A 26,500-nucleotide genomic window follows, 5' to 3' on the forward strand; every position below is an offset into this window, starting at 1 on the left:
GGTATGGACAATATTGAGATCGAAGAGATGTTCCAGGCGCTCGGCCCGGTGACGATCAAGCGCATGTTCGGCGGCAAGGGCGTCTATCACATGGGTCGTATCGTCGCTGTCGAAGTGAGCGACGAGATGCTGCTGAAGGCCGATGACGTCAGCGCCCGGGAATTCGAAGCGGCGGGTGCCCGGCGCTGGGCCTATGAGGGGAAGAAAGGCAAACCCGTCAACATGCCCTACTGGTCGATCCCGGACGATGCTTTCGACGATCCGGATATCATGGCCCGCTGGGTGAGGCTCGCTTACGAGGCCGCGGTGCGGGCGGATAAATAGACGTCAGCGGAAGTCTTCTTCGCTCAGATGGGCGATGGTTGCTTTGGCAAAGTCGGAAAGTTGAGTCGGCAGCTCGTCACGGCCGAACCAGCCGAAATCGGAGAGCTTGTCCGGCTCCATCAGGCGCGGTTCGCCTGAAAAATCCCTGCAGACATAGATCAGCGAGATCCAGTGCTGGCGGTCGGCCTCAATGATGACTTCCTCGGTGCAGAGATAATCTATCTTGCCGATGGAAAGACCGCTTTCTTCTTCCGCCTCACGAATAGCGGCATTCGCGGCCGGCTCCATGTGGTCGACCTTGCCGCCCACGATGCTCCAGAAGCCGGCTTCCGGCGCCTTGAGGCGCCTGTAAAGCAACAGTTTTCCGTCTCGCAAAATTGCGAGACCGGTTCCTAATCCTGGGAAATCGATGCCGGGTTTTCCCACGCGCTGCGGGCCTATCAGCCCTTGGCGTTGGCAACGATCAGCATGAAGGCCGGGATATCGTCGCCGAAGCCGACCGGGGTCGGACCGTCGTCCTGATCGCGGTAGCGATTGCGGCGCTCGCGGTTGTCGTCATTGGCAGCAGGGAAGGGACGGTGATTGTTACGAGAACCGTTGTGGGACTTGTTATTGTTCTCAGACTTGCGCTCGTTTCTCACGCTTTCTGCCTTTGCTGGTGCTGCTTCGATCACTTCGACGCCATTATCCTCGACGTCGATATCAGATTTATGACTCGAGGCACTCCGGCCTCCGCGGCTGCGATCACGGTCGCGGCCTCTGCCCTTGGAATCCCGGCGACGGGAAGAACGATCGTCATCCCGGCTTTCTTCGACCGGCGGCAAGGACGACAGGTCGCCATTCAGCCATTCGACCTCTTCGCCGATCAGCTTTTCGATCGCATCGGCATGCTTGGTATCGCGCTTCGTCACGATGGTGAAGGCGGAACCCGAGCGACCGGCACGGCCGGTGCGGCCGATGCGGTGGACATAATCTTCCGAATGGATCGGAACATCGAAATTGAAGACGTGGCCGACATCGGGAAGATCGAGACCGCGCGCCGCAACATCGGAAGCGACGAGAAGCTGGATATTGCCGTCACGGAAGTTCTGCAGCATGGTCGTGCGCGAGCGCTGATCCATATCGCCGTGCAATGCGCCGACCGAGAAGCCATGGCGTTCCAGCGAACGGAAGAGATCGGCAACGTCTTTTTTGCGGTTGCAGAAGATGATGGCGTTCTTCAAATCGGTCTGGGAGCGGATGAGGTCGCGCAACGTGGCGCGCTTCTCGTAATCCTTGCCATGCGAGGCAACGAAACGCTGCGTGACGGTCTTTGCCGTCGAAGCGGGCTTGGCGACTTCGACACGTTCCGGATTCTGCAGGAAGCGGTCGGCCAGCTTCTGGATTTCACCGGGCATGGTGGCCGAGAAGAACAGCGTCTGGCGCGTGAAGGGAATGAGCTTGGCGATGCGCTCGATATCGGGGATGAAGCCCATGTCGAGCATACGGTCGGCTTCGTCGATGACGAAGATTTCGACGGCGCTCATCAACAGCTTGCCGCGCTCGAAATGGTCGAGCAGGCGGCCGGGCGTGCAGATCAGCACATCGGCGCCACGCTCCAGCTTGCGGTCCTGATCTTCGAAAGAAACGCCGCCGATCAGCAGTGCGATGTTCAGGCGATGATTCTTGCCGTATTTCTCGAAATTCTCCGCGACCTGCGCGGCAAGTTCGCGCGTCGGCTCGAGGATCAGCGTGCGCGGCATGCGCGCACGGGCACGACCCTTTTCGAGAAGCGTCAGCATCGGCAGAACGAAGGAGGCAGTCTTGCCGGTACCCGTCTGGGCGATCCCGCAGATATCGCGACGCTGCAGCGCAAATGGAATTGCGCCGGCTTGGATCGGAGTCGGTGTGGTGTAGCCCGCGTCAGTTACCGCGGATAGGACTTTTTGGCTCAGGCCAAGGTCAGCAAATGTTGTCAAAGGGAAAACTATTTCCGTTCCGGTTCGGTCGAACACTCGTGAGTCGACATGCCCTAGCATGCCGCAATGCAGCGCGACATAGAACCAAACACCCGCGAAGTCAAGGAAAGCGGGTGCTTCTGAGAGCTTCAGAGCAATAGATAACGCAATTTTTAGATTAGCGCCACTTTTGTTGCTCGTTTGTCACAATTCTCGCGGTGAAATTGTGCCTAGTCCGTTGATATAACTTGCGAGCTTCATACCTGCATTGATGAAATACATCGGGTCGATCGGACGGCCGTTTTCGCGCACTTCGTAATGTAGATGCGTCCCCGTCGAACGTCCCGTGCTGCCGGCAAGACCGAGGGCGTCGCCGGTTTTGACCGTGTCTCCGATCTTGACCAGTATTTCTTCCATATGGCCGTAACGCGTCGAGATGCCATCGCCGTGGTCGATCTCGACCATGTTGCCATAACCGCCTGTCCATCCGGCGGAGATGACCTTGCCCGGCGCGGTGGCTTTGACCTTTTCCCCGGGGCTGAAATGGAAATCAGTGCCGGTGTGCAGCGCCAGCTTACCGAAGAAGGGATCCTTGCGATTGCCGAAGGGGCTTGTGATCAGTTTGCCCGGTGCAGGATTGCGGAAGGGCAGGCCTTCGGCTGCGCCGCGCACGGTCTCGAGGCGCGTCAACGCGCTATCGAGATCAGCCATGGACTGATCGAATTGATCGACGTTTTCCGGTGCGACATAAGGGCCGCCGACGCCCCCGTCATCATTTGCGGCGCCGTCATCCTTGCTTGCAGCGCTGGCCATCACGGTCGGAACCTTGACGCCAACATTCTGCATGATCGACTGGATCTGATCGGCAGTTTCCGAAGCGCCGGAGGTCAGATGCCTTACGCGGCTCAATTGATCCTGTTCGATATGTTTCAGCGACAATGTCACCTTGGAAAATACCCGGTCGGCACGATCAGCAACGGTTTCAGGGGCAGGAACATAGGCGAGGGTGGAATTGTCGGGGGTCGCATCGGCGGGCTTGCCGCTCGACAGAAGCCTCTCGATCGACTTGAGCCCTCCCGTCAGTTCCGCGTGATCGCCTTTGGCTGCCGCCGCATTTGCACTTGCGGGTGCATCCTTGTTCATCAGGCCGGAACTCTCGGCGCGGTCGAGCAGCGCGTCGAGCTTGCCATGGCGCGATGAAAGGGCCTGCTGCTGCTCCATCAGCTTGTCGACCTTTTCCTCGACGACCTGCTGGTCGAGGAGTTGACGGGACGTGACGCGATCGACCTGGGCGCGCAGAGCCGCAATGCGATCCTCATAGTCGTATTGCATGCGCGCCTGCCGGGCCATGGTGGCGCCGATCAGGTCGTCGCGCAGTACGAGATAGGACGTGGCGAGGAGATAGCCGATGGAAAAGACGCCGACGAGGCAGACGACGAGCGCCGCCATCCATGGGCGTACAGTCATGTGGCGCACGGTATCGCCGCTCGCCACGATTATCGTGTGCTGCCGTTTCTGCTTGCCGAAAACCCGGTTCTGAGGCTTGGCGGTCACCGAGAATCTCCCAATCGATGCGCATCGGCATCCACTGATGACTACACGGAATTATGGTTAACGATTGCTTTCTGCCCCACCCCTAGAAAACAAAAAAACTCTTATAGTTTAGTATGTTATGCATTACTTGTAGACGTGAGCGAGCGGTAGAAGGAAGGTGTCAGGCCGGCTTCGGCGCGGGCAATGTCATTGAACGGCGCCTTCAGCGAACCGCGAAAATTGGCGCGCACCAAATCCTGAAACGTGCGGGCCGGATCGCGCCTTTCGCGGGCGCAGAGGAAACGGAACCATTTAGCGCCGACGGCGACATGGCCCTTTTCATCATTGTAGATCACATCGAGGACAGCAGCGCTCTCCATGTCGCCCGTCTCGCGCATCTTTGCCTGCAGCGCCGGCGTCACGTCGAGGCCGCGCGCTTCGAGAATCAGGGGGACCACGGCGAGACGTGCGGTGAGGTCGTTGCGGGTTGCATGCGCGGCCTGCCACAGACCGTCATGGGCAGGTAGATCGCCATAGTCGGCGCCAAGATCACGGAGACGCGTCCGCACCATACGGAAATGCTTGGCCTCCTCGAATGCGACCTGCATCCAGCCGTCAAAAAAGGAATTGGGCACCGGTTCGGTCGCGAAGCGCGCGACGATATCGAGCGCCAGATCGACAGCGTTGAGCTCGATATGGGCGATGGCATGCAACAGCGCGATGCGGCCTTTGACCGTGTGCAGCGAGCGCTTTTCCATATGCCTCGGCGGCACCAGTTCCGGCTTTTCCGGCCGGCCGGGGCGATCGGCCAATGCCGGATCGAGCGGCGAGCGCAGCGAGAGGGTGCGTGCGAACCAGCGGGTCGCCGATTCCTGGGCAAGCGCCGTCTTACGATCGAGATCGGCCGAGCGGATAGCGGCAATCGCGCCGCCGCGCAGCGAAGTGATGGTCTCGATTTCCACCGGCATGACCACGGGCATCAGAGGTCTTTGACGGCGGCCAAGACCTCTTCGGCATGGCCAGCCACTTTGACCTTGCTCCAAATCCTCACGACCCTGCCGTCCGCACCGATAAGGAAGGTCGAGCGCACCACACCCATATAGGTCCTGCCATACATGCTCTTTTCCCGCCAAACACCGTAAGCTTCTGCGGCGGTCCTTTCTTCATCGGAGGCGAGGGGCACGGACAGGGCGTGCTTCTTCACGAATTTGTCATGGCTTTTGACCGAATCCGGCGACATGCCGAGTATGGCCGCGCCAGCTTTCTCGAAGTCTGCCGCAAGCGCGGTGAAGGAGATCGATTCGGTGGTGCAGGCGGTCGTGTCGTCCTTGGGATAAAAGAACAGCACCAATGGCTTACCGGCAAAATCAGCGAGGCGCACACGGCCACCGCCGTCGCGCGGAAGATCGAAATCTGGCGCTCTGTCGCCGATGCCTAATTCAACCAGAGAGATTTCGGTCACGGGAAAACCTTTCTTTTGCCGGGATTTTGGATGACACCAAATATCAGCCATATATACTGGATCGGTATGCCGTCCACATCGGACGCAGCGTCACCAACAAAATTACGAAAAACGAAAGGGACGCACGGGAGTGATCCGAGGCGAAAAGATTACATTCCGCAAAAAGGATCTCGTCTCGCTCGACCACTTGCCTTCCGCTCAGGTGGACGATCCTTTGATCGTGCATGTCCCCGAGCCGGTCCGCCGCAAGCGCTCGCATGTCTGGCATGTTTGCCGTATTACGCTCGTCTTCACTGCCTTCCTAGCCCTGATCATCGGCGCGATTATCTTCACTATCGAAAACGGCATTTTCGATGAGCCTCTGTCGCAGAAGGCTCAGCTCGCGCTCGATCGGGCGATCGGGCCACGCTACAAGGCTGAAGTCGGCTCGACCGTCGTCCGCTTCACGCCCAGCCTGCGGCTGGAACTTGAAGCCCGCAACGTCAATGTGGTCGACCAGGAGAGCGGCAAGCATCTGTCGACCATGGCGGCGGTCAGCATGTTGCTCGATCCGCTGGCGCTTGTCGAAGGCCGTGTCGAAGTGGCCAGTGTGGCGGCAGAGGGCATCGCGCTCGACGCCTCGCTGCTGCCGCAGGGCGATCCCGTCGACCTGACGGCGCTGCGCGTCGACGCGCTGCCGCAAGCGCTGAAATCAGCCTTCGACAACCTTGATTTCCTCGAGCGTTTCGTCGAGCGCGGCGGCACGAACTCGGTGCGTATTTCCGGTTTTGCCGTCAAGCTGGCGCGGCAGGAGGGCGGCGAGCCGATCTCGCTCGTGGTCGATAATCTCACCTTCGAGCGCAGCGGACCGACATCGCTGCACCTTTACGGACAGGTCGCAGTCAACGGCTCCGTCGCAACGCTGGATGTGCTAGCCGATCAACAGGAGGCTGGCCGCAGCTCTTCGCTGATCGCAAAGGTCGCCAATCTCGATCTGAAGCCGCTGACGATGGCGTATGATCAGAACGGCACGCCGCGCCAGGGCATCATGAGCTTCGCCGGAATGACGGTGACCGCCATCCGTGGCGGCGAAGGTGTCGATCCGAAGCTCAGCGCCTCGATCGATGTCCAGCCCGGCATGCTTTATATGGACCGCGACCCGCAGGATCTCACGCAGGCCAACGTCAACCTCGCCTATAACTTCGATCACCACACGCTTGAGATCGTGCCGTCGAAAGCGCAGTTCGTCGGCACCATGGTGCCATTTTCCGGCGCGCTGATCGACCTCGACCGCATCGACGCCAATGCCGGCAAGGGATTCGGCGTCGACTTCCTGATCCGCGGAGGCACAGCCGCGTCGGCTCTTTCGGGCGAGCAGCCCGTCAGCTTCGACGGTCAGGCGACGGGGCGATTCCTGTCGGCGACCAAGGAATTGCAACTCGAAAACCTGGGTATGTCGACGCCGCTTGGCGCGCTGTTCGGCTCCCTGCATATGAAACTCGGCGACAGCTCGCCGGAAATCAGTTTCGGCGGCCGCGCCGATAAGCTCGATACCGCGGCGATCAAACAGCTCTGGCCGTTCTGGATGGCCTCCAAACCCCGGGTCTGGGTGGAAAAAAACCTCTTCGGCGGCACGGTGACCAATGGAGTTATTTCGGTCTTCATTCCCGCCGGACGACTGGCGCAGGCGGCGAAGACAGGCAAGCTGCAACTCGGAAAGAATGAGTTGCACATCGCCTTTGATATCGACGACACCCGCCTCGACGTTCCGGGCGAGATTCCGCCAATCAGGGACACCAAGGCGCATTTCGATCTGACCGGCCCGACGATGAGCGTCGACATTGCGAGCGGCACCTCCTTTTTCCCTTCAGGCCGTTCGGTGACGCTGAGCGACAGCAATTTCTCGATCCCTTCCGCCTACGACAAGCCGCTGATGGCCGAACTCAAGCTGCAAATATCCGGCTCAGGCGATTCCATCGGCGAGTTGTTGACCTATAAGCCCCTGGAAGTGCTGCAGCGAACCGAATTCAAGCCGGAGAATTTCAACGGCAAGATCGTCGCCAAGGTCGATGCAACGATTGGCTTGATCAGCGACCAGAAGCCGCCGCCGCCAGTCTGGACGGCGAACTTGCAGCTCAATGATGTCGATCTGCTGAAGCCGATGAACAATCGTAAGATTTCCAATCTTACAGGTGAGATCGACGCCGATCCCCAATCCGTGCATCTGGATGCGCAGGCGCAGATTGACGGCATTCCTGCGCAAATCGACATGGTCGAGCCGACGGACGCTAAATCAACGGTCAAACGCAGCCGCGTAATCACCGCCACGCTCACCGATGCCCAGCGCAACAGCGTCATGCCGGGCCTCAACGATATTATCGACGGCCCGATCAAGATAGAAATGACGCGCATCGATGACGATCGCCAAGGCGTCAAGGTCGACCTCGCCAAGGCGGCCTTGACGGTGCCGTGGGTCGGCTGGTCGAAGGGCAGCGGCATCCCCGCCAGCGCCCAGTTCGAGGCTTCCGGGCCTGACAGTCAGACGGTGCTGAAAAACTTCACCCTCAAAGGTGATGGCTTCGGTGTCAGCGGCGATCTCGTCGTCAGCAAGGGCGGCCTGTCGTCGGCTAATTTCGATACCGTCAAGCTTTCCGCGCTCGATGATTTCGCACTGTCGGTCAAGCGCGGCAAAAGCGGCAATTACGACATATCCGTCGCCGGCAACTCGGCCGATCTCCGGCCGGTCCTGGCGCGGTTGAAGACATCGTCAAGCGACAAAGGCGACGACAAGGATGATTCGTCCGGCGCTACGATCCGCGCCAATCTCGACAAGGTCGTCGGTTTCAACGACGAGACGATCGGGAATCTCAAGGGCGTCTATTCCATCGCCGGCGGCCGCACCATCGCTGCGGATTTCTCCGGCCTGACGCGCAGCGGTGAGGCTGTCGTCAGCCAAATGAGCAAGGGCGGAGATGGCGGGACCATTCGCATCACCAGCGGTGATGCCGGCGCAGTGGCGCGTTTTGCCGATCTTTATAAGCATCTGCAAGGCGGCCTGCTCAATCTGTCGCTGCGCTCCACGGGGCCGGATGCCTGGGATGGCTCACTCGATATCCGCAACTTCGCCGTCATCGACGAAAAGAAGCTCTCGACCATCGTTTCCACGCCGAGCGGCAAAAATGGGCGGAGCCTGAATTCGGCCGTCAAACAAAATATCGATACGCGATCACAGAGTTTCGAGCGCGGCTTCGCGCGGCTGGTGCTGCGCAAGGGGACGCTTGCGGTGGAAAATGGCGTTGTCAGAGGCGTGCAAGTGGGCGCAACGTTCCAGGGCACGGTGAAGGACGCGAACGGCAATATGGACCTGACCGGCACCTTCATGCCCGCCTACGGCCTCAACCGGCTATTCGCCGAAGTGCCGATCGTTGGCTTCATCCTTGGCAACGGCAGCGACCGCGGACTGATCGGCATCACATTCAAGCTCACCGGCAGTTTTGAGAAACCGAACTTGCAGATCAACCCGCTGTCGATCATAGCGCCGGGCGTGTTCCGGCAGATCTTCGAGTTCTAAGTAAACGCACGGAGTAGGGCGGTTGCTATCGGCTACGCCGGTCCCATTTCAATTTCCACCACTGTCATCTCATATCGGCAGGCATTGGAGGACATGGGTCATTTTTCACCCGCCAACCGCTCGCGTATGCGTTCCGGCCCACCGATCATGCGTCGAGCGAAGGGGCGATCGGGATCTACAACGCGCCAAAAGGGAGCGGCGCCGCTTTGACTGATTTGTACGAGGTGTCTCTGAACGGTGATAGGGCAGCAGGCATCCGCCCCGTGTTCCTTGGCAAGCGCCCGTCTTATCTCCGCAATATCTGACAACTCGCCTCGTGGGGCCGCCCGAAGCGCCCCAGCGACCATTTCCTCGCTTGGAATCAGCATGCTCTGCGTGAGGCTTCTGCCTTTACGCCTCGTTTTGATCACCGGCAGCTCGTCCATAACTCACCTCCAGAATTGATCTCTGCATAGGACGTACGGAAATGCATCGGTCCGACATGATGGAGCACAAAATTGCTTCCGGCGCCGATATTTCGTCAATGCGGCTTGTTCGGCTATTGCCTAGATCGAGCGCTCAGTCGTTGAAAACGAAGAAGCCGGCGAAATGCGCCGGCTTCTTGCGTTTCAGTGTTGGGCAGCCTCTTAAGCCGCCGGATGGATCAGAATGTGCTTCTTCTTGCCGAGCGAAAGCTTGATGACGCCATCTGCGGTGATTTCGCCGCTGCCGATCACCTTGCGTTCGTCGCTGATCGCCTGATCGTTGATACGCACGGCGCCGCCCTGGACGTGACGGCGGGCTTCGCCGTTCGAGCCGGCGAGACCTGCGCGGACGATCAGCGAAAGCAGCCCGATGCCTGCGTCAAGTTCGGACGCGGGAACGTCGACGGATGGCAGGTTTTCGGAAAGGCCGCCTTCCTCAAAGGTCTTGCGTGCGGTTTCGGCCGCAAGTTCGGCTGCTTCGCGGCCATGCAGGATCGCCGTGACTTCCGTCGCGAGGATCTTCTTGACCTCATTGATCTCCGAGCCGGCGAGCGCGGAGAGGCGCGCGATCTCGTCCATCGGCAGCGTGGTGTAGAGCTTCAGGAAACGAGATACGTCCGCATCCTCGGTGTTGCGCCAGTATTGCCAGAAGTCGTAGGCCGAGAGCAGGTCGGCGTTCAGCCAGACCGCACCCGAGGCCGACTTGCCCATCTTGGCGCCGGAGGAGGTGGTGAGCAGCGGCGAAGTCAGTGCGTAGAGCTGCGGCGTACCCATGCGGTGGCCGAGATCGATGCCGTTGACGATATTGCCCCACTGATCCGAACCGCCCATCTGCAGGCGGCAATCGTAACGTTTGGCGAGCTCCACGAAATCGTAGGCCTGCAGGATCATGTAGTTGAATTCGAGGAAGGACAGCGACTGTTCGCGATCCAGGCGCATTTTGACGCTCTCGAAAGACAGCATGCGGTTGACGGAGAAGTGCCGGCCGACGTCACGCAGGAATTCGAGGTAGTTGAGCGAGCGCAGCCACTCCGCATTGTTGATCATCAATGCGTCTTTGGGGCCTTCGCCATATGTCAGGTAGTTGGAGAAGACGCGCTTGATCGAGGCGATGTTGCTTTCGATCGTATCGACCGTCATCAACTGACGCGATTCCTCCTTGAAAGAGGGGTCGCCCACCATGCCGGTGCCGCCGCCCATGAGCGAGACGGCGCGGTGACCGGTCGCCTGCAGCCAATGCAGCATCATGATCTGGATCAGCGAGCCCGCATGCAGGCTCGGCGCCGTCGGGTCGAAGCCGATATAGGCCGTCACGGTTTCCTTGGCGAACAGAGAGTCGAGGCCGGCTTCATCGGAAATCTGGTGGATGAAGCCGCGCTCTTGCAGGGTGCGCAGGAAATCGGATTTGAACTCAGCCATGATCTTGGTCTCTCGGGGCGCCGCAGGTGTACTAGGCGGCGAAGTCGCTGTTGTTGAATGTCGCCGGGCGCGTTTAGCATCGATTTGCCGACGCGTCATCATTTTGGTGGAACGGATAGAAAGTTTCGGCGGGGGTAGGTCTGTAAATGGGCGTGTCCGAACGTGAATAGATCGCAACATCGCCCCGAAGCCGCCGGGGACATGCCGCGCATTCGCCCAAATCCAATCCTAATGTTCTATGCTGACTGGGGTGTGCGTCGCGTGTTTCGTGGAAGAAACGAGTATGTCACCAATGCTTTCGATGATGGGATCGTCACTCAGAAAGACGATCCGGGCATTCTTTGCCATGATGTTGGTTTTGGCTGGTATCGCTGTTGCAAGCGCAGCCGCAGCCCAAGGTTCCCCCGAAAAGAGAATAGCGCTTGTGGTGGGCAATGCCGCCTACCAGGCAGGCGCCTTGCCGACGCCGGCGAATGATGCCGGCCTGATTGCGCAAACGCTGCAGGCCGCCGGCTTCGATGTGATCGGCGCGCGCGACCTCGACCAGAACGGGTTACGCGACGCGATGAGGGACTTTCTGACGAAAGCGAATGCGTCAGGTCCCGATACCATCGTTTTCGTCTATCTGGCGGGCTACGGAGTGCAGTATCAGGGCGATAATTATTTCGTGCCTGTGGACGCTCAAATAGCCAATGCCACGGATGTTCCACTCCAGGCCGTGCGGACGAGCGATTTCACCAAATCGCTGGCCGCTCTCAACAATCGCGGCAGCATCGTCGTGCTCGATGCGGCGAGGGCCAATCCATTCGTGCAGTCCAATCAGCCGCTCGCCGGTGGCCTGGCGCTTGTCGATCCCGACGCCAATCAGTTGATCGCCTTCAATGCGGCACCCGGTACGGTCGCGCCGCAGGAGGCAGGCCCCTATGGTTCCTATGCGCATGCGCTGGCGGAGATGATCCGCGTCGGCGGCCTGTCGCTCGGCGATGTGTTCGACCGGACACGACTGCGGGTTAGCGATTTGACCAAGGGCGCGCAGATCTCGTGGAATGCCTCCAAATTCAACAACGCCTTCACCTTCTTCGATCGCGGCCCCAATGCGCCAGCCGCTCAGGTTTCCAGCTACGATAATGCTGCGATCCGAACGAAGGCGATCCGCGATTTCGACGAACGGGATGCCTATTTCGCCGCGCTCGATCGCGACACGATGCGGGGCTATGAGGATTTCCTGGCCGCCTATCCGAACGACCCCATGGCGAGGCGGGTGCGCGCCATCATGGCCGCCCGTCGCGAAGCAATCACTTGGCGCGAGACCTGGGTTGCGGACACGCCAGAGGCCTATTGGTCCTACCTAAGACGCTATCCGCGAGGTCCTCATGTCTGGGATGCCCGGCGCCGCCTGGAACATTTCGAGGCAGCACTTGAACCGCCGTCGTCGTTCACCGTGATCGAATATGACGTGCCGCCACCGCCGCCGCCTGAAATCGTCTATGTCGACCGGCGCGTCCTTTATTTCGATGATGCCGACTTCGGTTACGCTCCGCCGCCGCCCGTCGTCTTCCTGGCGCCGCCGCCACCGGATTTCGTCGTGCTTGAGCCGCCGCGGTCTTCGGTCGATCTCTACGTATTGCCGGACCCGGTCTTTGTTCCGGTTCAAGAATGGGTCGAGCCGCCACGCGATGTCGCGCCGCCCCAAAACAACATCTACTTCAACAACATCCACAACACCGTCGTAAACAATACGACCGTGAACGAAAACGGGGCTGCACCTACCGCACCGGGGCTGACGACAGGACAGAAGCTCGGCGCCGCAGCCGTCATCGCCGGAGCGGGCGCGGCGGCGATGCACGTTGCCTTGCCGCCTTCGGTGCAAAAGAAGGCCGCGGTTCTGCAGAAGCAGACTCCGGCTCCAGCCGTCAAAGCGGCGCCCGCAACCGCTCCGGCGGTGGCACCTTCGGTTCAGCCACAGACTGGAAACGCTGCCGCTCACACACTTCCCGGTGCCAGTGGCCAGCCCCTACCGCCTGCCGGCAAGGTGCCGAACAATCAGGGAGCGCCTCAGGCAAAGCAGCCGCTACCACCTGCTGGCAACACGCCTGCTGTGAAGGGTCAAAATCAGGTTGCAAAGACACCGGCACCTCAGGCGGCTCCAAGCGTGAAGCAGAATTCTGTTGCCGCAGCCCCGAAACCCAATGCTCATGGCCAGCCGGTGAATCCAGCGACGCCGCCCGTTGTCGCCAAGGTTCCCCCGAAACCCAATGCGGTCGTTAATAGACAGCCGCAGGTCGGCAACCAGCCACATGTCGCTGCGGCGCCGCCACGACATGTCAATCCGCCCGCTGCCCAACCAAAGCCTGCGCCTCATGTAGCCGTGCAGCAGCAGGCACCCGCTCCGAAACCACAGGCTCAACCTCGGCCACAACCCCAGCCAAGGGTCGTCCAGCAGCAGGCACCGGCTCCGAAGCCGCAGGCTCAACCCAGGGCGCAGCCTCAGCCGCAGGCAAAGAAACCGCCACCCGCGCCGCAAAAACCTCCGGAAAAGAAGAAGTGCGGTGCTCCGGGCCTGCCTGCATGCCAGTGATTGAATAATATCTCGCGATGATCTGAAGGCCCGCTTCGGCGGGCCTTTTCCATCAGGATTGCCGCCTGATCGCGCTTGTTGAAATCCTGCCGTGCGTTTAGCACTTATGCGGCGTATCGCGGGCTTCAGATCCATCACGAAAGCAGGCAGGCAAATGAGTGACACCATCATACTCGAAACCCCGCGCCTGATTCTAACGATGTGGGACAAAAATGATGCCGAAATGATTCGGCAACTGCATTCGACCATCGAGACGACGCGTTATCTTTCCGGCGCCGCTCCCTGGACTTTGGAGAAGGCCGAGGATCGCCTGAAAAGCTGGTTTGGCGAGCAGGCCGGCGACGGCGTGACGAAATACAAGATGCTCCGACGCGACGACGGCCGTTTCATCGGCCGGGCCGGCTTCTCCCGGTTTCAGGAGGAGCGCGACCGCGGCGAATTCGAGCTCGGCTATTCCATCCGCCAGGACGCCTGGGGAAACGGCTATGCGACCGAAATTGCGGGCGCGCTTGCCGACTGGTTTTTCCAACGCGGTTTCGCCAGCCAGTTCATCGCCTTCACGCATCCGGAAAACACCGCGTCGCAGCGGGTTCTCCGCAAGATCGGCATGCAATACCGTTCGCCGATCATCATTGATGGCGTTTCAGGTCTTTGTTTTAAGATGTCGCGGTAACGCATACCTTCGCCCCAACGAGGAGAAGGCCGAGCGAAGCTCGGGTTGAGGGGGCGTCATTGGGAGGTGATATTGCTTTTCAGCAGCTCGCCGCCGCGATGCGACGAGCCCCCATTCGCCTTTCGAGCACCTTCTCCCCGAGGGGAGAAGGGAATAAAATTACCTGATCCTCTTGGCTGCCGGTTCCGGCACCAGTTCGCCGTTCAGACGACGGTCGAGGTAGTCTTCGCATTCGCCGAGCAGCGTATCGACTTGGCCGTTGAAGAAGTGGTTGGCGCCGGGGACGACCTTGTGGGTGATGAGGATGCCCTTTTGCGTCTTCAGCTTTTCGACGAGGCCGTTGACGTCTTTTTCCGGGGCGACCTTGTCGGAATCACCGTTGATGATCAGGCCGGAGGACGGGCAGGGCGCCAGGAACGAGAAGTCGTAGATGTTCGGCTGCGGCGCAATCGACATGAAGCCTTCGATTTCCGGGCGGCGCATCAGAAGCTGCATGCCGATCCAGGCGCCGAAGGAATAGCCGGCGACCCAGCAGCTCTTGGAATCCGGATGCAGGCTCTGCACCCAGTCGAGCGCCGATGCGGCATCCGACAATTCGCCGGCACCATGGTCGAATTCGCCCTGGCTGCGGCCGATGCCGCGGAAATTGAAGCGAAGCGTCGTGAAACCGCGCTTCTGGAACATATAGAAGAGCTGGTAGACGACCTGATTGTTCATCGTGCCGCCGAATTGCGGATGCGGGTGCAGGATAATCGCTATCGGGGCGCTCTTTTCCTTGGAGGGCTGATAGCGGCCTTCAAGGCGGCCTGCGGGGCCGTTGAAAATAACTTCGGGCATCGATACTCCGGCTCTTCTTTTTCTGCGTTCAAACCATGTGGGACGCAGCAAGTTGACTTGACTAATGCGCTCATCTTTTCTAGAACGCAGTTTAGAACAATTCGAAACTTGGCACGATCTTCCACGCGTTGTTTGTGCAACGGTTTGTGGAACGTGTCATAAGGCATGCCCGGCTGAAATTTCAAGGAAAATGAGCCGGGCACAACAAGGCTTCGTCAGGCAGGAAGAAGATTATGGCGGCAACGCGCCTTTATCTCGACTGGAATGCCACCGCACCGCTTCATCCGGCGGCGCGCGACGCTATGTTGCACGCCTTGGACCTCTATGGAAACCCCAATTCTGTTCATGGCGAAGGCCGTGCCACCCGGGCGGCGATCGAAGCCGCGCGCCGGCAGGTCGCAAGTCTGACGGGCGCCGAACCAGCGCATGTCGTCTTTACCAGCGGCGCGACTGAAGCCGCCAACATGGTGCTGACGCCGGAATTCCGCATGGGCCGCACGCCGCTTGCGATCGGCCATCTCTATATATCGGCAATCGAGCATCCCGCGCTGCGCGAAGGCGGTCGTTTCCCAAAGGAAAAGATCAGCGAAATTCCGGTGACTTCGGACGGTGTCGTCGATCTGCTTGCGCTGGAAGCGATGCTTTCTGCGCATGACAAGGCAAGCGGGCTGCCGATGGTGGCGATCATGCTTGCCAACAACGAAACCGGTATTCTGCAGCCCGTATACGAAGCGGCTCGCATCGTGCAGGCATTCGGCGGCATTTTCGTCGTCGACGCCGTGCAGGCGGCAGGCCGGATTCCGATCGATATCAACGAGATCGGCGCCGATTTCCTCATCGTCTCGTCGCATAAGATCGGCGGACCGAAGGGGGCCGGCGCGCTCGTCTCCCGCGGCGAAGTGCTGATGCCAAAGCCGCTGATTCATGGTGGCGGACAGGAAAAAGGGCATCGTTCCGGCACCGAGAACGCGCTGGCCGTCATCGGCTTCGGTGCGGCCGCTGTGGCTGCCATTGCTGAGTTCGATAGCCGCAACGCGGCCGTCGCGAAACTTCGCGATCGGCTGGAGGAGGGCATGCGGATTGCCGCGTCGGATGTCATTATACATGGCGAAGGCGGTCCCCGCGTGCCAAATACCAGTTTCTTCACCCTGCCGGGGTTGAAGTCCGAAACCGGACAGATCGCCTTCGATCTCGAAGGAGTGGCGATTTCGGCGGGCTCCGCCTGTTCCTCCGGCAAGGTGGGCGAAAGCCATGTGCTGATGGCGATGGGTTGCGACCCCAAGCTCGGGGCGCTGCGTATTTCGCTTGGATTTGCGACGACCGAAGAGGATGTCGAGCGCGCGATTGCTGCGTTTGGCAGAATTGCCGGGCGGCGTAAACCCGCCGGAGCTGCGGCCTAACGGCCACAATTTTGCGGAAACGCAAATTTCCGCTTGCCAAGCGGGCTGAAAAGTCCCTTTTGGCCGACTACATAGAGGGTAGACATTTCAGTCTGCCGCAACGTTGACAAGCTGCCGGACCTTGGATCCGGCGAGATTGGAGAACGACATGCCTGCAGTCCAGGAAACGGTTGATCAGGTCCGCCTGATCGACGTGGACCAGTATAAGTACGGTTTCGAGACCACCATCGAGGTGGAAAAGGCTCCCAAGGGTCTTTCCGAGGACATTATCCGCTTCATCTCTGCCAAGAAGCAGGAACCGGAATGGATGCTGGAATGGCGCCTTGAGGCTTATCGCCGCTGGCTGACGCTTGAAGAGCCGACATGGGCGCGCGTCGACTATCCGAAGATCGACTTCAACGACATTCACTATTATGCCGCGCCGAAGAAGTTCGCCGGTCCGAAATCGCTCGACGAAGTCGACCCGGAACTGCTGAAGACCTATGAAAAGCTCGGCATTCCGCTGCGCGAGCAGGAAATTCTTGCCGGCGTCGAGAAGCCGAAGATCGCCGTCGATGCGGTGTTCGATTCGGTTTCGGTGGTCACCACCTTCAAGGAAGAGCTGAAGAAGGCCGGCGTGATCTTCATGTCGATCTCGGAGGCGATCCGCGAGCATCCCGATCTCGTGCGCAAATATCTCGGCTCCGTCGTTCCGACGACCGACAATTTCTATGCGACGCTGAATTCGGCCGTGTTCACCGATGGCTCCTTCGTCTTTGTGCCGAAAGGCGTGCGGTGCCCGATGGAACTTTCCACCTATTTCCGCATCAACGAGAAGAACACCGGCCAGTTCGAGCGCACGCTGATCATCGCCGAAGAGGGAGCTTATGTCTCCTATCTCGAAGGCTGCACGGCGCCGCAGCGCGATGAAAACCAATTGCATGCGGCCGTAGTCGAGCTGATTGCGCTCGACGACGCCGAAATCAAGTATTCGACCGTTCAGAACTGGTATCCGGGCGACAAGCACGGCAAGGGTGGCATCTATAACTTCGTCACCAAGCGTGGCGATTGCCGCGGCGTCCGCTCGAAGATCTCCTGGACCCAGGTCGAGACCGGTTCGGCGATCACCTGGAAATATCCGTCCTGCATCCTGCGCGGCGACGACAGCCGCGGCGAGTTCTACTCGATCGCCGTCTCCAACGGCCATCAGCAGGTCGACAGCGGCACCAAGATGATCCATCTCGGCAAGAACACGTCGAGCCGCATCATCTCGAAGGGTATTGCCGCCGGCGTGTCGCAGAACACCTATCGCGGCCAGGTCTCGGCACATCGCCGCGCGACGAATGCCCGTAACTTCACCCAGTGCGACTCGCTGCTGATCGGCGACAAGTGCGGTGCGCATACGGTGCCCTATATCGAGGCGAAGAACTCGTCCGCGCATTTCGAGCACGAGGCCACGACGTCGAAGATCTCCGAAGATCAGTTGTTCTACTGCCTGCAGCGCGGCATTCCCGAGGAAGCAGCGATCGCGTTGATCGTCAATGGCTTCGTCAAGGAAGTCCTGCAGGAGCTGCCGATGGAATTCGCTGTCGAAGCGCAGAAGCTGATCGGCATCTCGCTCGAAGGCAGCGTCGGCTGACGTCCACGAAACAGAATTAGCTTTGGCGCGCCACGCGCGCCGCACCTTCATTCCTTCGATAGGATTCTACTATGCTTGAAATCAAGAACCTGCACGCCCGCATCGCCGAAGATGGCACCGAGATCATTCGCGGTCTGGACCTGACGGTGAAGGCCGGCGAAGTGGCTGCTATCATGGGGCCGAACGGCTCCGGCAAGTCGACGCTCTCCTATATCCTTTCCGGCCGCGACGACTACGAGGTGACGGAAGGCGATATCCTGTACAACGGCGAGAGCATTCTGGAACTCGACGCCGCCGAGCGCGCCGCCAAGGGTATCTTCCTTGCCTTCCAGTATCCGGTCGAAATCCCCGGCGTTGCCACCATGCAGTTCTTGAAGGTGGCGATGAACGAGCAGCGCAAGGCGCGCGGCGAAGCCGAACTGACGACGCCTGACTTCATGCGCCGCGTCAAGGACGCTGCCGGCAAACTGCAGATCAACACCGAGATGCTGAAGCGCCCGCTGAACGTCGGCTTCTCCGGCGGTGAGAAGAAGCGTGCCGAAATCCTGCAGATGGCGCTTCTGGAGCCGCAGCTCTGCGTGCTCGACGAAACCGACTCCGGTCTCGATATCGATGCGCTGAAGATCGTCGCCGATGGCGTCAACGCGCTGCGTTCGCCCGACCGCGCCGTGATCGTCATTACCCACTATCAGCGTCTGCTCGACTATATCGTTCCGGACACCGTGCACGTCCTCTACAAGGGCCAGGTGATCAAGTCCGGTGACAAGACGCTGGCGCACGAACTCGAAGCCAACGGCTATGCCGATATCATCGGGGCTGCGGCCTGATCGGGGCGGAAAGGATACGTCGATGAACATTCAGACGACGAGCCGTCTGACCGCCGCTGAGACGGCGCTGATCGAGGCTTATAACAACCAGTTGGGCGATCTGCCGGGCGATGGCGACGTGCTCGCCGTCCGCGACCGCCTGCTGGACGATCTCAAGACCGCAGGCTTGCCGACGCGCCGCTTCGAAGCCTGGCACTATACCGATTTCAAGAACCTGCTACGTTCGGTTCCGACAGACCTCGGCGCCGGCAGTGTCGAGACCCTGTCGCCGACCGTTCCCGGTTCGGCCGTTCTGCCGGTTCTACAGGGCAGCGCGAATGACAAGACTTCGGTCGATGGCCTGGTCGTTCGCCGCTATGCCGATAGCCTGGCGGATGGTACCGCCGCCGCAAGATTGACCGCGCTCGGCAGGGACGACGCCATCGGCCGCATCAACGGCAGCTTCGTGCGCGATGGCTATGTCATCGAGTTTCCCGATGGGACCGAGCTTGACGCGCCGCTGGAGATCCAGTTCGTGCATGCTGGCGGCCAGATCCACAGCCGGCTACCGGTCTCCTTCGGCGCAGATGTCAAGGCGACCGTGATCGAGCGCCATCAGGCTGTGCCCGGTGCTGCTGCGTTGGTCTCCTCGGTCAGCGACATCAAGATCGGCAAGGGTGCCGAAGTGACCTGGATCATCCTGCAGGAGCAGGGAACCGAGGATACGCATCTCGGCCAGATCCGCGTCGACCTCGGCGCGGATGCGAAGCTGAAGCTGTTTGTCATCAATGCCGGCGGCAAGCTGGTGCGCCAGGAGCTGCATGTGAAGGTCACGGGCGAGGGCTCCGACCTCGTGCTGCGCGGCGTCAACCTGCTCGGTGGCGACACGCATACCGATGTGACGCTGGTGCTCGGCCATGACGTACCGCATACGGGTTCGACGGAGATCGTTCGCAACGTGGTGTTCGACCGCGCCCGCGGCATCTTCCAGGGCATGATCCGTGTCGCTCCGGATGCACAGAAGACCGATGCCCGCATGGCCTGCAACACGCTGCTGATGTCCGACGATGCCGAATTCTCCGTCAAGCCGGAGCTGGAAATCTTCGCCGACGACGTGCAGTGCGGCCATGGCGCGACGGTTGCCGATATCGACGAGAACCATCTCTACTACATGATGGCCCGCGGCATTCCCCGGAACAAGGCTCGCGCCATGCTGGTCAATGCCTTCGTGGCCGAAATTATAGAAGAGCTGGAAGACGAAGCCCTGGTCGAGGCGCTGGAAGGCGTTATTTCGGCCTGGCTGGAAAATCACGCCTGATTGGAGCAATGCTCGTGGACAAGATCGTACCAGTCACCGCCTATGACGTCGACGCGATTCGCCGGGATTTTCCGATCCTGTCGACTACCGTTCATGGCAAACCGCTGGTCTATCTCGACAACGGTGCATCAGCTCAGAAGCCGCAAAGCGTGATAGATGCGATATCGCACGCCTATTCCAGCGAATATGCCAACGTGCATCGTGGCCTGCACTTCCTCTCCAATGCGGCCACCGAAGCCTATGAGGCTGCACGCGAAAAAGTGCGCCGCTTCCTGAATGCGCCCTCGGTAGACGATATCGTCTTCACCAAGAACTCGACCGAGGCGATCAATACCGTCGCCTATGGCTGGGGCATGCCCAAACTCGGTGAGGGCGACGAGATTGTTGTGTCCATCATGGAGCATCATTCCAACATCGTGCCCTGGCATTTTATCCGCGAGCGGCAGGGCGCCAAGCTGGTCTGGGTGCCGGTGGATGACGATGGCGCTTTCCATGTCGAGGATTTCGAAAAGAGCCTGACGGAGCGCACCAAGCTCGTCGCGATCACCCATATGTCGAATGCGCTCGGCACGATCGTCCCGGTCAAGGAAGTCTGCCGAATCGCCCATGAACGCGGCATTCCGGTGCTGATCGACGGATCGCAAGGCGCCGTGCACCTGCCCGTCGACGTGCAGGACATCGATTGCGACTGGTACGTTATGACCGGTCACAAGCTCTACGGCCCTTCGGGGATCGGCGTGCTTTACGGCAAGAAGGACAGGTTGCGCGAGATGCGCCCCTTCCAGGGCGGCGGCGAGATGATCTTCGACGTCACCGAGGACAACGTGACCTACAACGATCCGCCGCATCGTTTCGAAGCCGGCACCCCGCCCATCGTCCAGGCGATCGGGCTCGGCTTCGCGCTCGACTATATGGAGAGCGTCGGCGGGGAGGCGATCGCGCGGCACGAGGCCGATCTCGCGGCTTATGCAGCGGAACGGCTGCGGGAGATCAATTCGCTGCGCGTTTTCGGCACGGCACCCGGTAAAGGCGGCATCTTCTCCTTCGAGCTCGCAGGTATCCATTCTCACGACGTTTCGATGGTGATCGATCGTCAGGGCGTTGCCGTGCGCGCAGGCACGCATTGCGCCCAACCGCTCTTGAAACGCTTCGGCGTGACCTCCACATGCCGTGCATCGTTCGGCATGTACAATACCCGTGCCGAGGTGGATGCCCTGGCCGATGCGCTGGAATATGCGCGTAAATTCTTTGCCTAAGGAGGCAAGCGATGTCACTCGATGAAAGCGAACAGAAGATCGACGTGCGCGAGGGCATCGTGCATTCCAGCATTCCCGAGGCCGAGCTGGCACGCCTCAGCGACGATGTCATCGCCGCGCTGAAGACGGTCTATGACCCTGAAATTCCGGCCGACATCTTCGAACTCGGCCTGGTCTACAAGATCGACATCGAAGACGATCGCGTGGTGAAGATCGTCATGACGCTGACTGCGCCGGGTTGCCCGGTCGCCGGCGAAATGCCGGGCTGGGTCGAAAACGCGGTCGGCGCCGTCGAAGGCGTTTCCGGCGTCCAGGTCGCCATGACCTTCGACCCGCCATGGACGCCGGATCGCATGTCGGAAGAGGCGCAGGTGGCAGTCGGCTGGTATTGAAGCTTTAAGCCGCTCGCTTTACATTATGACTCGAAGCACCGGATCTTGACCCCGGTTGCATTTAAGTGGGCATCGGCTGATCCGAAAACCGGATCCACTTTTCGGGCCGATGCCAGAGGAGAATAAGCCCATGGGCTTTGCAGTGATGAGCATGACGGATGACGCTGCGGCGCGCGTCAAGGCAATCGTCGAGAATTCCGGTCCTGATGCTAAGGGCGTTCGCGTCGGCATCAAGAAGGGCGGCTGCGCCGGGATGGAATATACCATCGACCTCGTAACCGAACCGAATGCCAAGGACGACCTGATCGAGCGCAACGGCGCCAAGGTCTGGGTGGAGCCGTCAGCGGTGCTTTATCTGCTTGGCACCGAAATGGGCTTTGAAACCACGACGCTGCGCTCCGGTTTCACCTTCACCAATCCCAACCAGACATCGGCCTGCGGCTGCGGCGAATCCGTCGAGTTGAAGCCCGCCGATCTCGCTGCTTTGGCGGCACAGCGTCAGGCGGCTCCGGCTGTCTGAGCATCCTTACGCCGCCTTGTATCAGGCGGCGTCCGATTTCCGGTCGATCACCGGCACCGGCGTCAATGTCAGGCCAAGCGCCTTCACGACCTTCAGAATCGTCGCAAATTCCGGATTTCCGTCGCCGCTGAGCGCGCGATAGAGCGCCGAGCGGTTCATGCCGACGTCCTTGGCAAGCTTGCTCATGTTGCGCGTTCGCGCCACGGCGCCAAGTGCCTTGGCTATAGAGGAGGGATCGTCGGTTTCGAAAGCGGCTGCAATATAGCCGTCTATAGCGTCCATGCTGATGGGGCTTTCCTCATCCATCCTATATGCCTTTCCGTATAAGCCAGTCGCGGATGAGAGCGGGCTCGCTTGCATGCAAGCCATGTCCCGTGGGCAGCACATAGGCGCTGACATCTGCGTGGCAGTTCTCAAATTGATTTTTGACGAGCACGGCGTCAGCGGCTTCCCGGCGCTGATCGTGTTCGCCTGCAATGATTAGGACCGGCAGGCCAGTCATTGGCGGAAAAGCCGCCTCTGGTGCCGGAGAAAGTGGGCGCAGCAAGATGGCTCCAGAGGCCAAGCTCGGTTGAGAGCGTAGAATCGACGTGGCCATGATCGCCCCATTGGAAAAACCAAGGAGGATCGGCGCTTGCTTCAGCATGAGCCCGGCGATGAACCGACAGAGCAACTCCGTCTGCAAGCCGAGATCGTCATAGTCGAGACTACGATCAGGATTGCGGCGAAAGAAGGCAAAACCGCCTTCCCATTCCACGGCGCCACGCAAGGACATATAGGGTCGCTGCGGCGCCATCTCATCGGCAAGAGGAATGAGGTCAGCCTCACTTCCGCTGCTGCCATGCAGCAGAAGAAGCGGCGGAAAGGAAGAACCTTCCCGTCCGGCAATGAGATGAAATTCTGGCAGTTCCGGCATGATATCCGACTTCCAGCGCCGTCTTTCGTCGCGCTAAAGCTCGTCGCGATCTTTCAGATTCGCTCCCGCGCTTTAGCTCCTTGTTTGTGCAGGTCGTTTTCGCAAAACCGCCGCACACTTTTGCGCGACATGCATTGTCAAAAACGCCGCGCGTCCGATCGGACACGCGGCGCTGTCATAGTGATTTTTCGCGATAGATTTATGTCGGCCATGAGCGAAGCGGCTGAGCCGCTTCGCTTTTTTGGAAACATTTACTCCGCGGCTTCAGCGTAGGCCTCTACTGGCGGGCAGGTGCAGATGAGGTTTCGATCGCCGTAGACATTATCGACACGATTGACGGGCGACCAGTATTTGTCGACCCGGAAGGCACCCGGCGGGAAGCAGGCCTGTTCGCGGGAATAGGGCCGGTTCCATTCGCCGACGAGGTCCTCGACCGTGTGCGGCGCGTTTTTCAGCGGGTTGTCGGTCTTATCCATCCGGCCTTCTTCGATGGCGCGGGCTTCCTCGCGGATCGCCAGCATCGCCTCGCAGAACCGGTCAAGCTCGGCCTTGGTCTCTGATTCGGTCGGCTCGATCATCAGCGTGCCGGCAACAGGCCAGCTCATGGTCGGGGCGTGGAAGCCGCAATCGATCAGGCGCTTGGCAACATCGTCGACCGTGACGCCGGCGCTGTCGACCAGCGGACGCGTGTCGATGATGCATTCATGCGCCACACGGCCAGTCTTCGACTTATAGAGCACGTCGTAAGCGCCATTCAGCCGCGCCGCGATGTAGTTGGCGTTGAGGATCGCAACCTTCGTCGCCTGTGTCAGCCCTTCGCCGCCCATCATCAGGCAATAGCTCCAGGAGATCGGCAGGATTGAAGCCGATCCGAAAGCCGCCGCAGACACCGCGCCACTGCGACCGTCCGTCTCCGGATGCCCGGGCAGGTGTGCCGCCAGATGCGCCTTGACGCCGATGGGACCCATGCCGGGACCGCCGCCGCCATGCGGAATGCAGAAGGTCTTGTGCAGGTTCAGGTGGCTGACATCGGAACCGATGTCGCCGGGACGGGAGAGGCCGACCATGGCGTTCATATTGGCGCCATCGAGGTAGACCTGACCGCCGTGCATATGCACAAGATCGCAAATCTCCTTCACCGTCTCTTCGAAGACGCCGTGCGTCGACGGATAGGTGATCATGCAGCAGGAGAGATTATCAGCGTATTGCTCAGCCTTGGCACGGAAATCCGCCATGTCGATATCGCCGTCATCGCTGACTTTGACGACGACCACCTTCATGCCGGCCATCTGTGCGGATGCCGGATTGGTGCCGTGCGCCGAGGTCGGGATCAGGCAGATGTCGCGGTGGCCCTGGCCATTGGCGATGTGGTAGTTGCGAATGGTGAGCAGGCCGGCATATTCGCCCTGCGCGCCGGAATTCGGCTGCATGGAGAAGGCGTCATAGCCCGTCACCGCGCAGAGCTTTTCCGTCAGGTCATCGATCATCTCGCGATAACCGAGCGCCTGGTCGGCCGGGACGAAAGGATGAATATCCGAGAATTCCGGCCAACTTATTGGCAACATCTCAGCCGTTGCATTAAGCTTCATCGTACAGGAGCCGAGCGGAATCATGGAGCGGTCGAGCGCCAGATCGCGGTCGGAGAGCCGGCGGATATAGCGGGTCATCTCGCTTTCGGCACGGTTCATGTGGAAGATCGGATGCGTCAGATATTCGCTGGCGCGCAGCATATTCTTTGGAAGACGATAGCCGGATTCGAAGTCGGCGAGACGGAAGTTGCCGCCGAACGCACGCCAGACCGCTTCGAGCGTTGCCGGACGCGAGCGCTCGTCGAGGCTCATGCCGATCTTAGTTTCGCCTACCTTGCGCAGATTGACGCCTTCGGCGACAGCCGCGCGCAGGATCAGGCCTTGCATGTGACCGACCTCGACGGTGATCGTGTCGAAGAAGGTCTCCGGTTCGATCTTGTAGCCGAGCTTTTCCAGCCCCTTTGCCATCAATACGGCCTTCTGATGCACCTGCTGGGCAATAGCCTTGATGCCCTGGGGACCGTGGAAGACGGCATACATGGACGCCATGACGGCGAGCAGCACCTGTGCGGTGCAGATGTTCGACGTCGCCTTTTCGCGGCGGATATGCTGTTCGCGCGTCTGCAGCGACAAGCGATAGGCACGGTTGCCGCGGGCATCGACGGAAACGCCGACCAGGCGGCCGGGCATGGAGCGCTTATAGGCGTCCTTGACGGCCATGTAAGCGGCATGCGGACCGCCATAGCCGACCGGCACGCCGAAGCGCTGCGATGAGCCAATGGCGATATCCGCACCCATTTCGCCGGGCGATTTCAGCAGCGTCAGCGCCAGCGGATCGGCGGCAACGACGGCGATGGCGCCGGTCTGATGCAGCCTTGAGATCAGGCCGGTGAAGTCATTGATGTGACCATGTGTACCCGGATATTGGAAAATGGCACCGAAGACATCGACGGGATCGAGATCGGTGAAGGGATTGCCGACGACGACGGTCCAGCCGAGCGGCTCGGCGCGGGTCTTGATCAATGCGATGGTCTGCGGATGGCAATCCGCGTCGACGAAGAAGGCCCTGGCTTTGGATTTCGCCACGCGCTCTGCCATCGCCATGCCTTCGGCGGCAGCGGTCGCTTCATCAAGCAGCGAGGCATTGGCAACATCAAGGCCTGTCAGATCGCAGATCATCGTCTGGTAATTCAGCAGTGCCTCGAGGCGGCCCTGGCTGATTTCCGGCTGGTAGGGCGTATAGGCCGTGTACCAGGCCGGATTTTCCAGAATGTTGCGCTGGATGACGGGTGGCGTGATCGTGCCGTAATAGCCCTGACCAATCAGCGAGACGAGCACCTTGTTCTTGTTGGCGGTCTCGCGCAGCTTGTCGAGCGCCTCGCGTTCGGTCATCGGCGCCTCCCAGGTGAGCGGCGCCTTCTGACGGATGGAGGGCGGCAGCGTCGCATCGATCAACCCGTCGAGGCTGCCATAGCCGATTACCTTCAGCATGTCGGCCATTTCGGATGGAGACGGGCCGATATGGCGGCGATTGGCGAAATCGTAGGGCTGGTAATCCGTGAATGTGAATTCCGTAGGCGTATTCATTACGCGATGAGCTCCTTGTAGCCGGATTCATCCAGTAAACCATCAACATCAGCGATATTCCTAAGCTTTAGCTTGAAGAACCAGCCGGCACCCATCGGGTCGGAATTGACGAGCGCCGGATCGGCGGTGATGGCTTCGTTGATCTCGGTGATCTCGCCGTCGAGCGGACAATAGACCTCGGAGGCCGCCTTGACGGATTCGACGGTCGCGGCATCGTCTCCCTTGGAGAAGCTGGCGCCGACCTCGGGCAATTCCACGAAAACGAGGTCGCCGAGCTGTTCGGCGGCATGCGCCGTAATCCCGACGGTCGCGACATCGCCTTCAATGTTGAGCCACTCATGTTCTTCGGTGAATTTCAGCATGGAGGATCCTCTCTGGAAT

23 protein-coding genes are annotated in these 26,500 nt (G+C 60.1%); 11 read left to right on the forward strand and 12 right to left on the reverse strand.

Going from position 1 to position 26,500, the window contains the following annotated elements:
- Positions 1 to 3: 3 nt before the first annotated feature.
- A complete protein-coding gene (locus QD357_RS00245) occupies positions 4 to 324 on the forward strand; it encodes a TfoX/Sxy family protein (RefSeq protein ID WP_107108179.1) in 321 nt (106 codons plus the stop codon).
- A 3-nt stretch (positions 325 to 327) separates the two neighbouring features.
- On the opposite strand, the gene QD357_RS00250 is transcribed toward QD357_RS00245, so the two are convergent.
- The 5 genes from QD357_RS00250 to QD357_RS00270 form a co-directional block, all read right to left on the reverse strand.
- Positions 328 to 750, reverse strand: coding sequence for an NUDIX domain-containing protein (locus tag QD357_RS00250; RefSeq protein WP_107108178.1), 423 nt, complete (start codon positions 748 to 750; stop codon positions 328 to 330).
- Positions 751 to 764: 14 nt separating this feature from the next.
- Positions 765 to 2,282, reverse strand: coding sequence for a DEAD/DEAH box helicase (locus tag QD357_RS00255; protein ID WP_107108177.1), 1,518 nt, complete (start codon positions 2,280 to 2,282; stop codon positions 765 to 767).
- 183 nt (positions 2,283 to 2,465) lie between these two features.
- Positions 2,466 to 3,815 (reverse strand): M23 family metallopeptidase, encoded by a 1,350-nt coding sequence (locus QD357_RS00260; RefSeq protein WP_107108176.1) that lies wholly within the window; start codon positions 3,813 to 3,815, stop codon positions 2,466 to 2,468.
- Between the two features lie 116 nt (positions 3,816 to 3,931).
- Positions 3,932 to 4,774, reverse strand: coding sequence for a ferritin-like domain-containing protein (locus tag QD357_RS00265; RefSeq protein WP_414123929.1), 843 nt, complete (start codon positions 4,772 to 4,774; stop codon positions 3,932 to 3,934).
- Complete coding sequence (locus QD357_RS00270; protein ID WP_107108175.1) at positions 4,774 to 5,256, reverse strand: peroxiredoxin; 483 nt, start codon at positions 5,254 to 5,256, stop codon at positions 4,774 to 4,776. Before QD357_RS00270 ends, QD357_RS00265 begins: the two co-directional genes overlap by 1 nt.
- Positions 5,257 to 5,386: 130 nt before the next feature.
- On the opposite strand from QD357_RS00270, the gene QD357_RS00275 reads away from it, so the two are divergent.
- Entirely contained in the window at positions 5,387 to 8,806 is a 3,420-nt protein-coding gene (locus QD357_RS00275; RefSeq protein WP_414123931.1) for a DUF3971 domain-containing protein, read from the forward strand.
- A gap of 98 nt (positions 8,807 to 8,904) precedes the next feature.
- Here the strand turns inward: QD357_RS00275 and QD357_RS00280 are convergent, their stop codons facing one another.
- Positions 8,905 to 9,231 (reverse strand): hypothetical protein, encoded by a 327-nt coding sequence (locus tag QD357_RS00280; RefSeq protein WP_107108173.1) that lies wholly within the window; start codon positions 9,229 to 9,231, stop codon positions 8,905 to 8,907.
- 201 nt (positions 9,232 to 9,432) lie between these two features.
- On the reverse strand, positions 9,433 to 10,689 hold the full coding sequence (tyrS, locus tag QD357_RS00285) for a tyrosine--tRNA ligase (protein WP_414123932.1): 1,257 nt from the start codon (positions 10,687 to 10,689) through the stop codon (positions 9,433 to 9,435).
- Between the two features lie 283 nt (positions 10,690 to 10,972).
- Here tyrS and QD357_RS00290 point away from each other — a divergent pair, with 283 nt between their 5' ends.
- Positions 10,973 to 13,267, forward strand: a complete 2,295-nt coding sequence (locus QD357_RS00290; protein WP_414123933.1) for a caspase family protein — start codon at positions 10,973 to 10,975, stop codon at positions 13,265 to 13,267.
- 154 nt (positions 13,268 to 13,421) lie between these two features.
- Complete coding sequence (locus QD357_RS00295; protein WP_107108521.1) at positions 13,422 to 13,940, forward strand: GNAT family N-acetyltransferase; 519 nt, start codon at positions 13,422 to 13,424, stop codon at positions 13,938 to 13,940.
- A 159-nt stretch (positions 13,941 to 14,099) separates the two neighbouring features.
- Here QD357_RS00295 and QD357_RS00300 read toward each other — a convergent pair whose 3' ends face one another.
- On the reverse strand, positions 14,100 to 14,777 hold the full coding sequence (locus QD357_RS00300; RefSeq protein WP_107108170.1) for an alpha/beta hydrolase: 678 nt from the start codon (positions 14,775 to 14,777) through the stop codon (positions 14,100 to 14,102).
- Between the two features lie 233 nt (positions 14,778 to 15,010).
- On the opposite strand from QD357_RS00300, the gene QD357_RS00305 reads away from it, so the two are divergent.
- The 7 genes from QD357_RS00305 (at position 15,011) to sufA (ending at position 22,087) form a co-directional block, all read left to right on the forward strand.
- Positions 15,011 to 16,177 carry a cysteine desulfurase family protein gene (locus QD357_RS00305; RefSeq protein ID WP_107108169.1) on the forward strand — a complete coding sequence of 389 codons (1,167 nt, stop codon included), beginning with the start codon at positions 15,011 to 15,013 and terminating at the stop codon, positions 16,175 to 16,177.
- Between the two features lie 148 nt (positions 16,178 to 16,325).
- A complete protein-coding gene (gene sufB, locus QD357_RS00310; RefSeq protein ID WP_107108168.1) occupies positions 16,326 to 17,795 on the forward strand; it encodes a Fe-S cluster assembly protein SufB in 1,470 nt (489 codons plus the stop codon).
- Positions 17,796 to 17,866: 71 nt separating this feature from the next.
- Positions 17,867 to 18,622 carry a Fe-S cluster assembly ATPase SufC gene (gene sufC / locus QD357_RS00315; protein WP_028753102.1) on the forward strand — a complete coding sequence of 252 codons (756 nt, stop codon included), beginning with the start codon at positions 17,867 to 17,869 and terminating at the stop codon, positions 18,620 to 18,622.
- 22 nt (positions 18,623 to 18,644) lie between these two features.
- A complete protein-coding gene (sufD, locus tag QD357_RS00320) occupies positions 18,645 to 19,919 on the forward strand; it encodes a Fe-S cluster assembly protein SufD (protein WP_107108167.1) in 1,275 nt (424 codons plus the stop codon).
- Between the two features lie 14 nt (positions 19,920 to 19,933).
- On the forward strand, positions 19,934 to 21,175 hold the full coding sequence (locus QD357_RS00325; RefSeq protein ID WP_414123934.1) for a cysteine desulfurase: 1,242 nt from the start codon (positions 19,934 to 19,936) through the stop codon (positions 21,173 to 21,175).
- Between the two features lie 11 nt (positions 21,176 to 21,186).
- The gene (locus tag QD357_RS00330) at positions 21,187 to 21,567 is read left to right on the forward strand and encodes an SUF system Fe-S cluster assembly protein (RefSeq protein WP_107108166.1); all 381 of its coding nucleotides are present in this window, start codon (positions 21,187 to 21,189) and stop codon (positions 21,565 to 21,567) included.
- Positions 21,568 to 21,697: 130 nt separating this feature from the next.
- Positions 21,698 to 22,087 (forward strand): Fe-S cluster assembly scaffold SufA, encoded by a 390-nt coding sequence (gene sufA / locus QD357_RS00335; RefSeq protein ID WP_104823195.1) that lies wholly within the window; start codon positions 21,698 to 21,700, stop codon positions 22,085 to 22,087.
- A gap of 21 nt (positions 22,088 to 22,108) precedes the next feature.
- Here sufA and QD357_RS00340 read toward each other — a convergent pair whose 3' ends face one another.
- From QD357_RS00340 to gcvH, 4 genes are all read right to left on the reverse strand, one after another.
- Positions 22,109 to 22,369: an addiction module antidote protein gene (locus tag QD357_RS00340; protein WP_414123935.1), complete on the reverse strand. Its 261-nt coding sequence runs from the start codon at positions 22,367 to 22,369 to the stop codon at positions 22,109 to 22,111.
- Positions 22,370 to 22,394: 25 nt separating this feature from the next.
- On the reverse strand, positions 22,395 to 23,003 hold the full coding sequence (locus QD357_RS00345) for an alpha/beta hydrolase (protein ID WP_107108164.1): 609 nt from the start codon (positions 23,001 to 23,003) through the stop codon (positions 22,395 to 22,397).
- Positions 23,004 to 23,254: 251 nt separating this feature from the next.
- Positions 23,255 to 26,119: an aminomethyl-transferring glycine dehydrogenase gene (gcvP, locus tag QD357_RS00350; protein ID WP_107108162.1), complete on the reverse strand. Its 2,865-nt coding sequence runs from the start codon at positions 26,117 to 26,119 to the stop codon at positions 23,255 to 23,257.
- Positions 26,119 to 26,481, reverse strand: a complete 363-nt coding sequence (gene gcvH, locus QD357_RS00355; protein WP_107108161.1) for a glycine cleavage system protein GcvH — start codon at positions 26,479 to 26,481, stop codon at positions 26,119 to 26,121. Before gcvH ends, gcvP begins: the two co-directional genes overlap by 1 nt.
- Positions 26,482 to 26,500 lie beyond the last annotated feature (19 nt).

Origin of the sequence: Rhizobium sp. BR 317 (genome assembly GCF_047445835.1) — a bacterium.
Lineage (GTDB): Bacteria > Pseudomonadota > Alphaproteobacteria > Rhizobiales > Rhizobiaceae > Rhizobium > Rhizobium paranaense.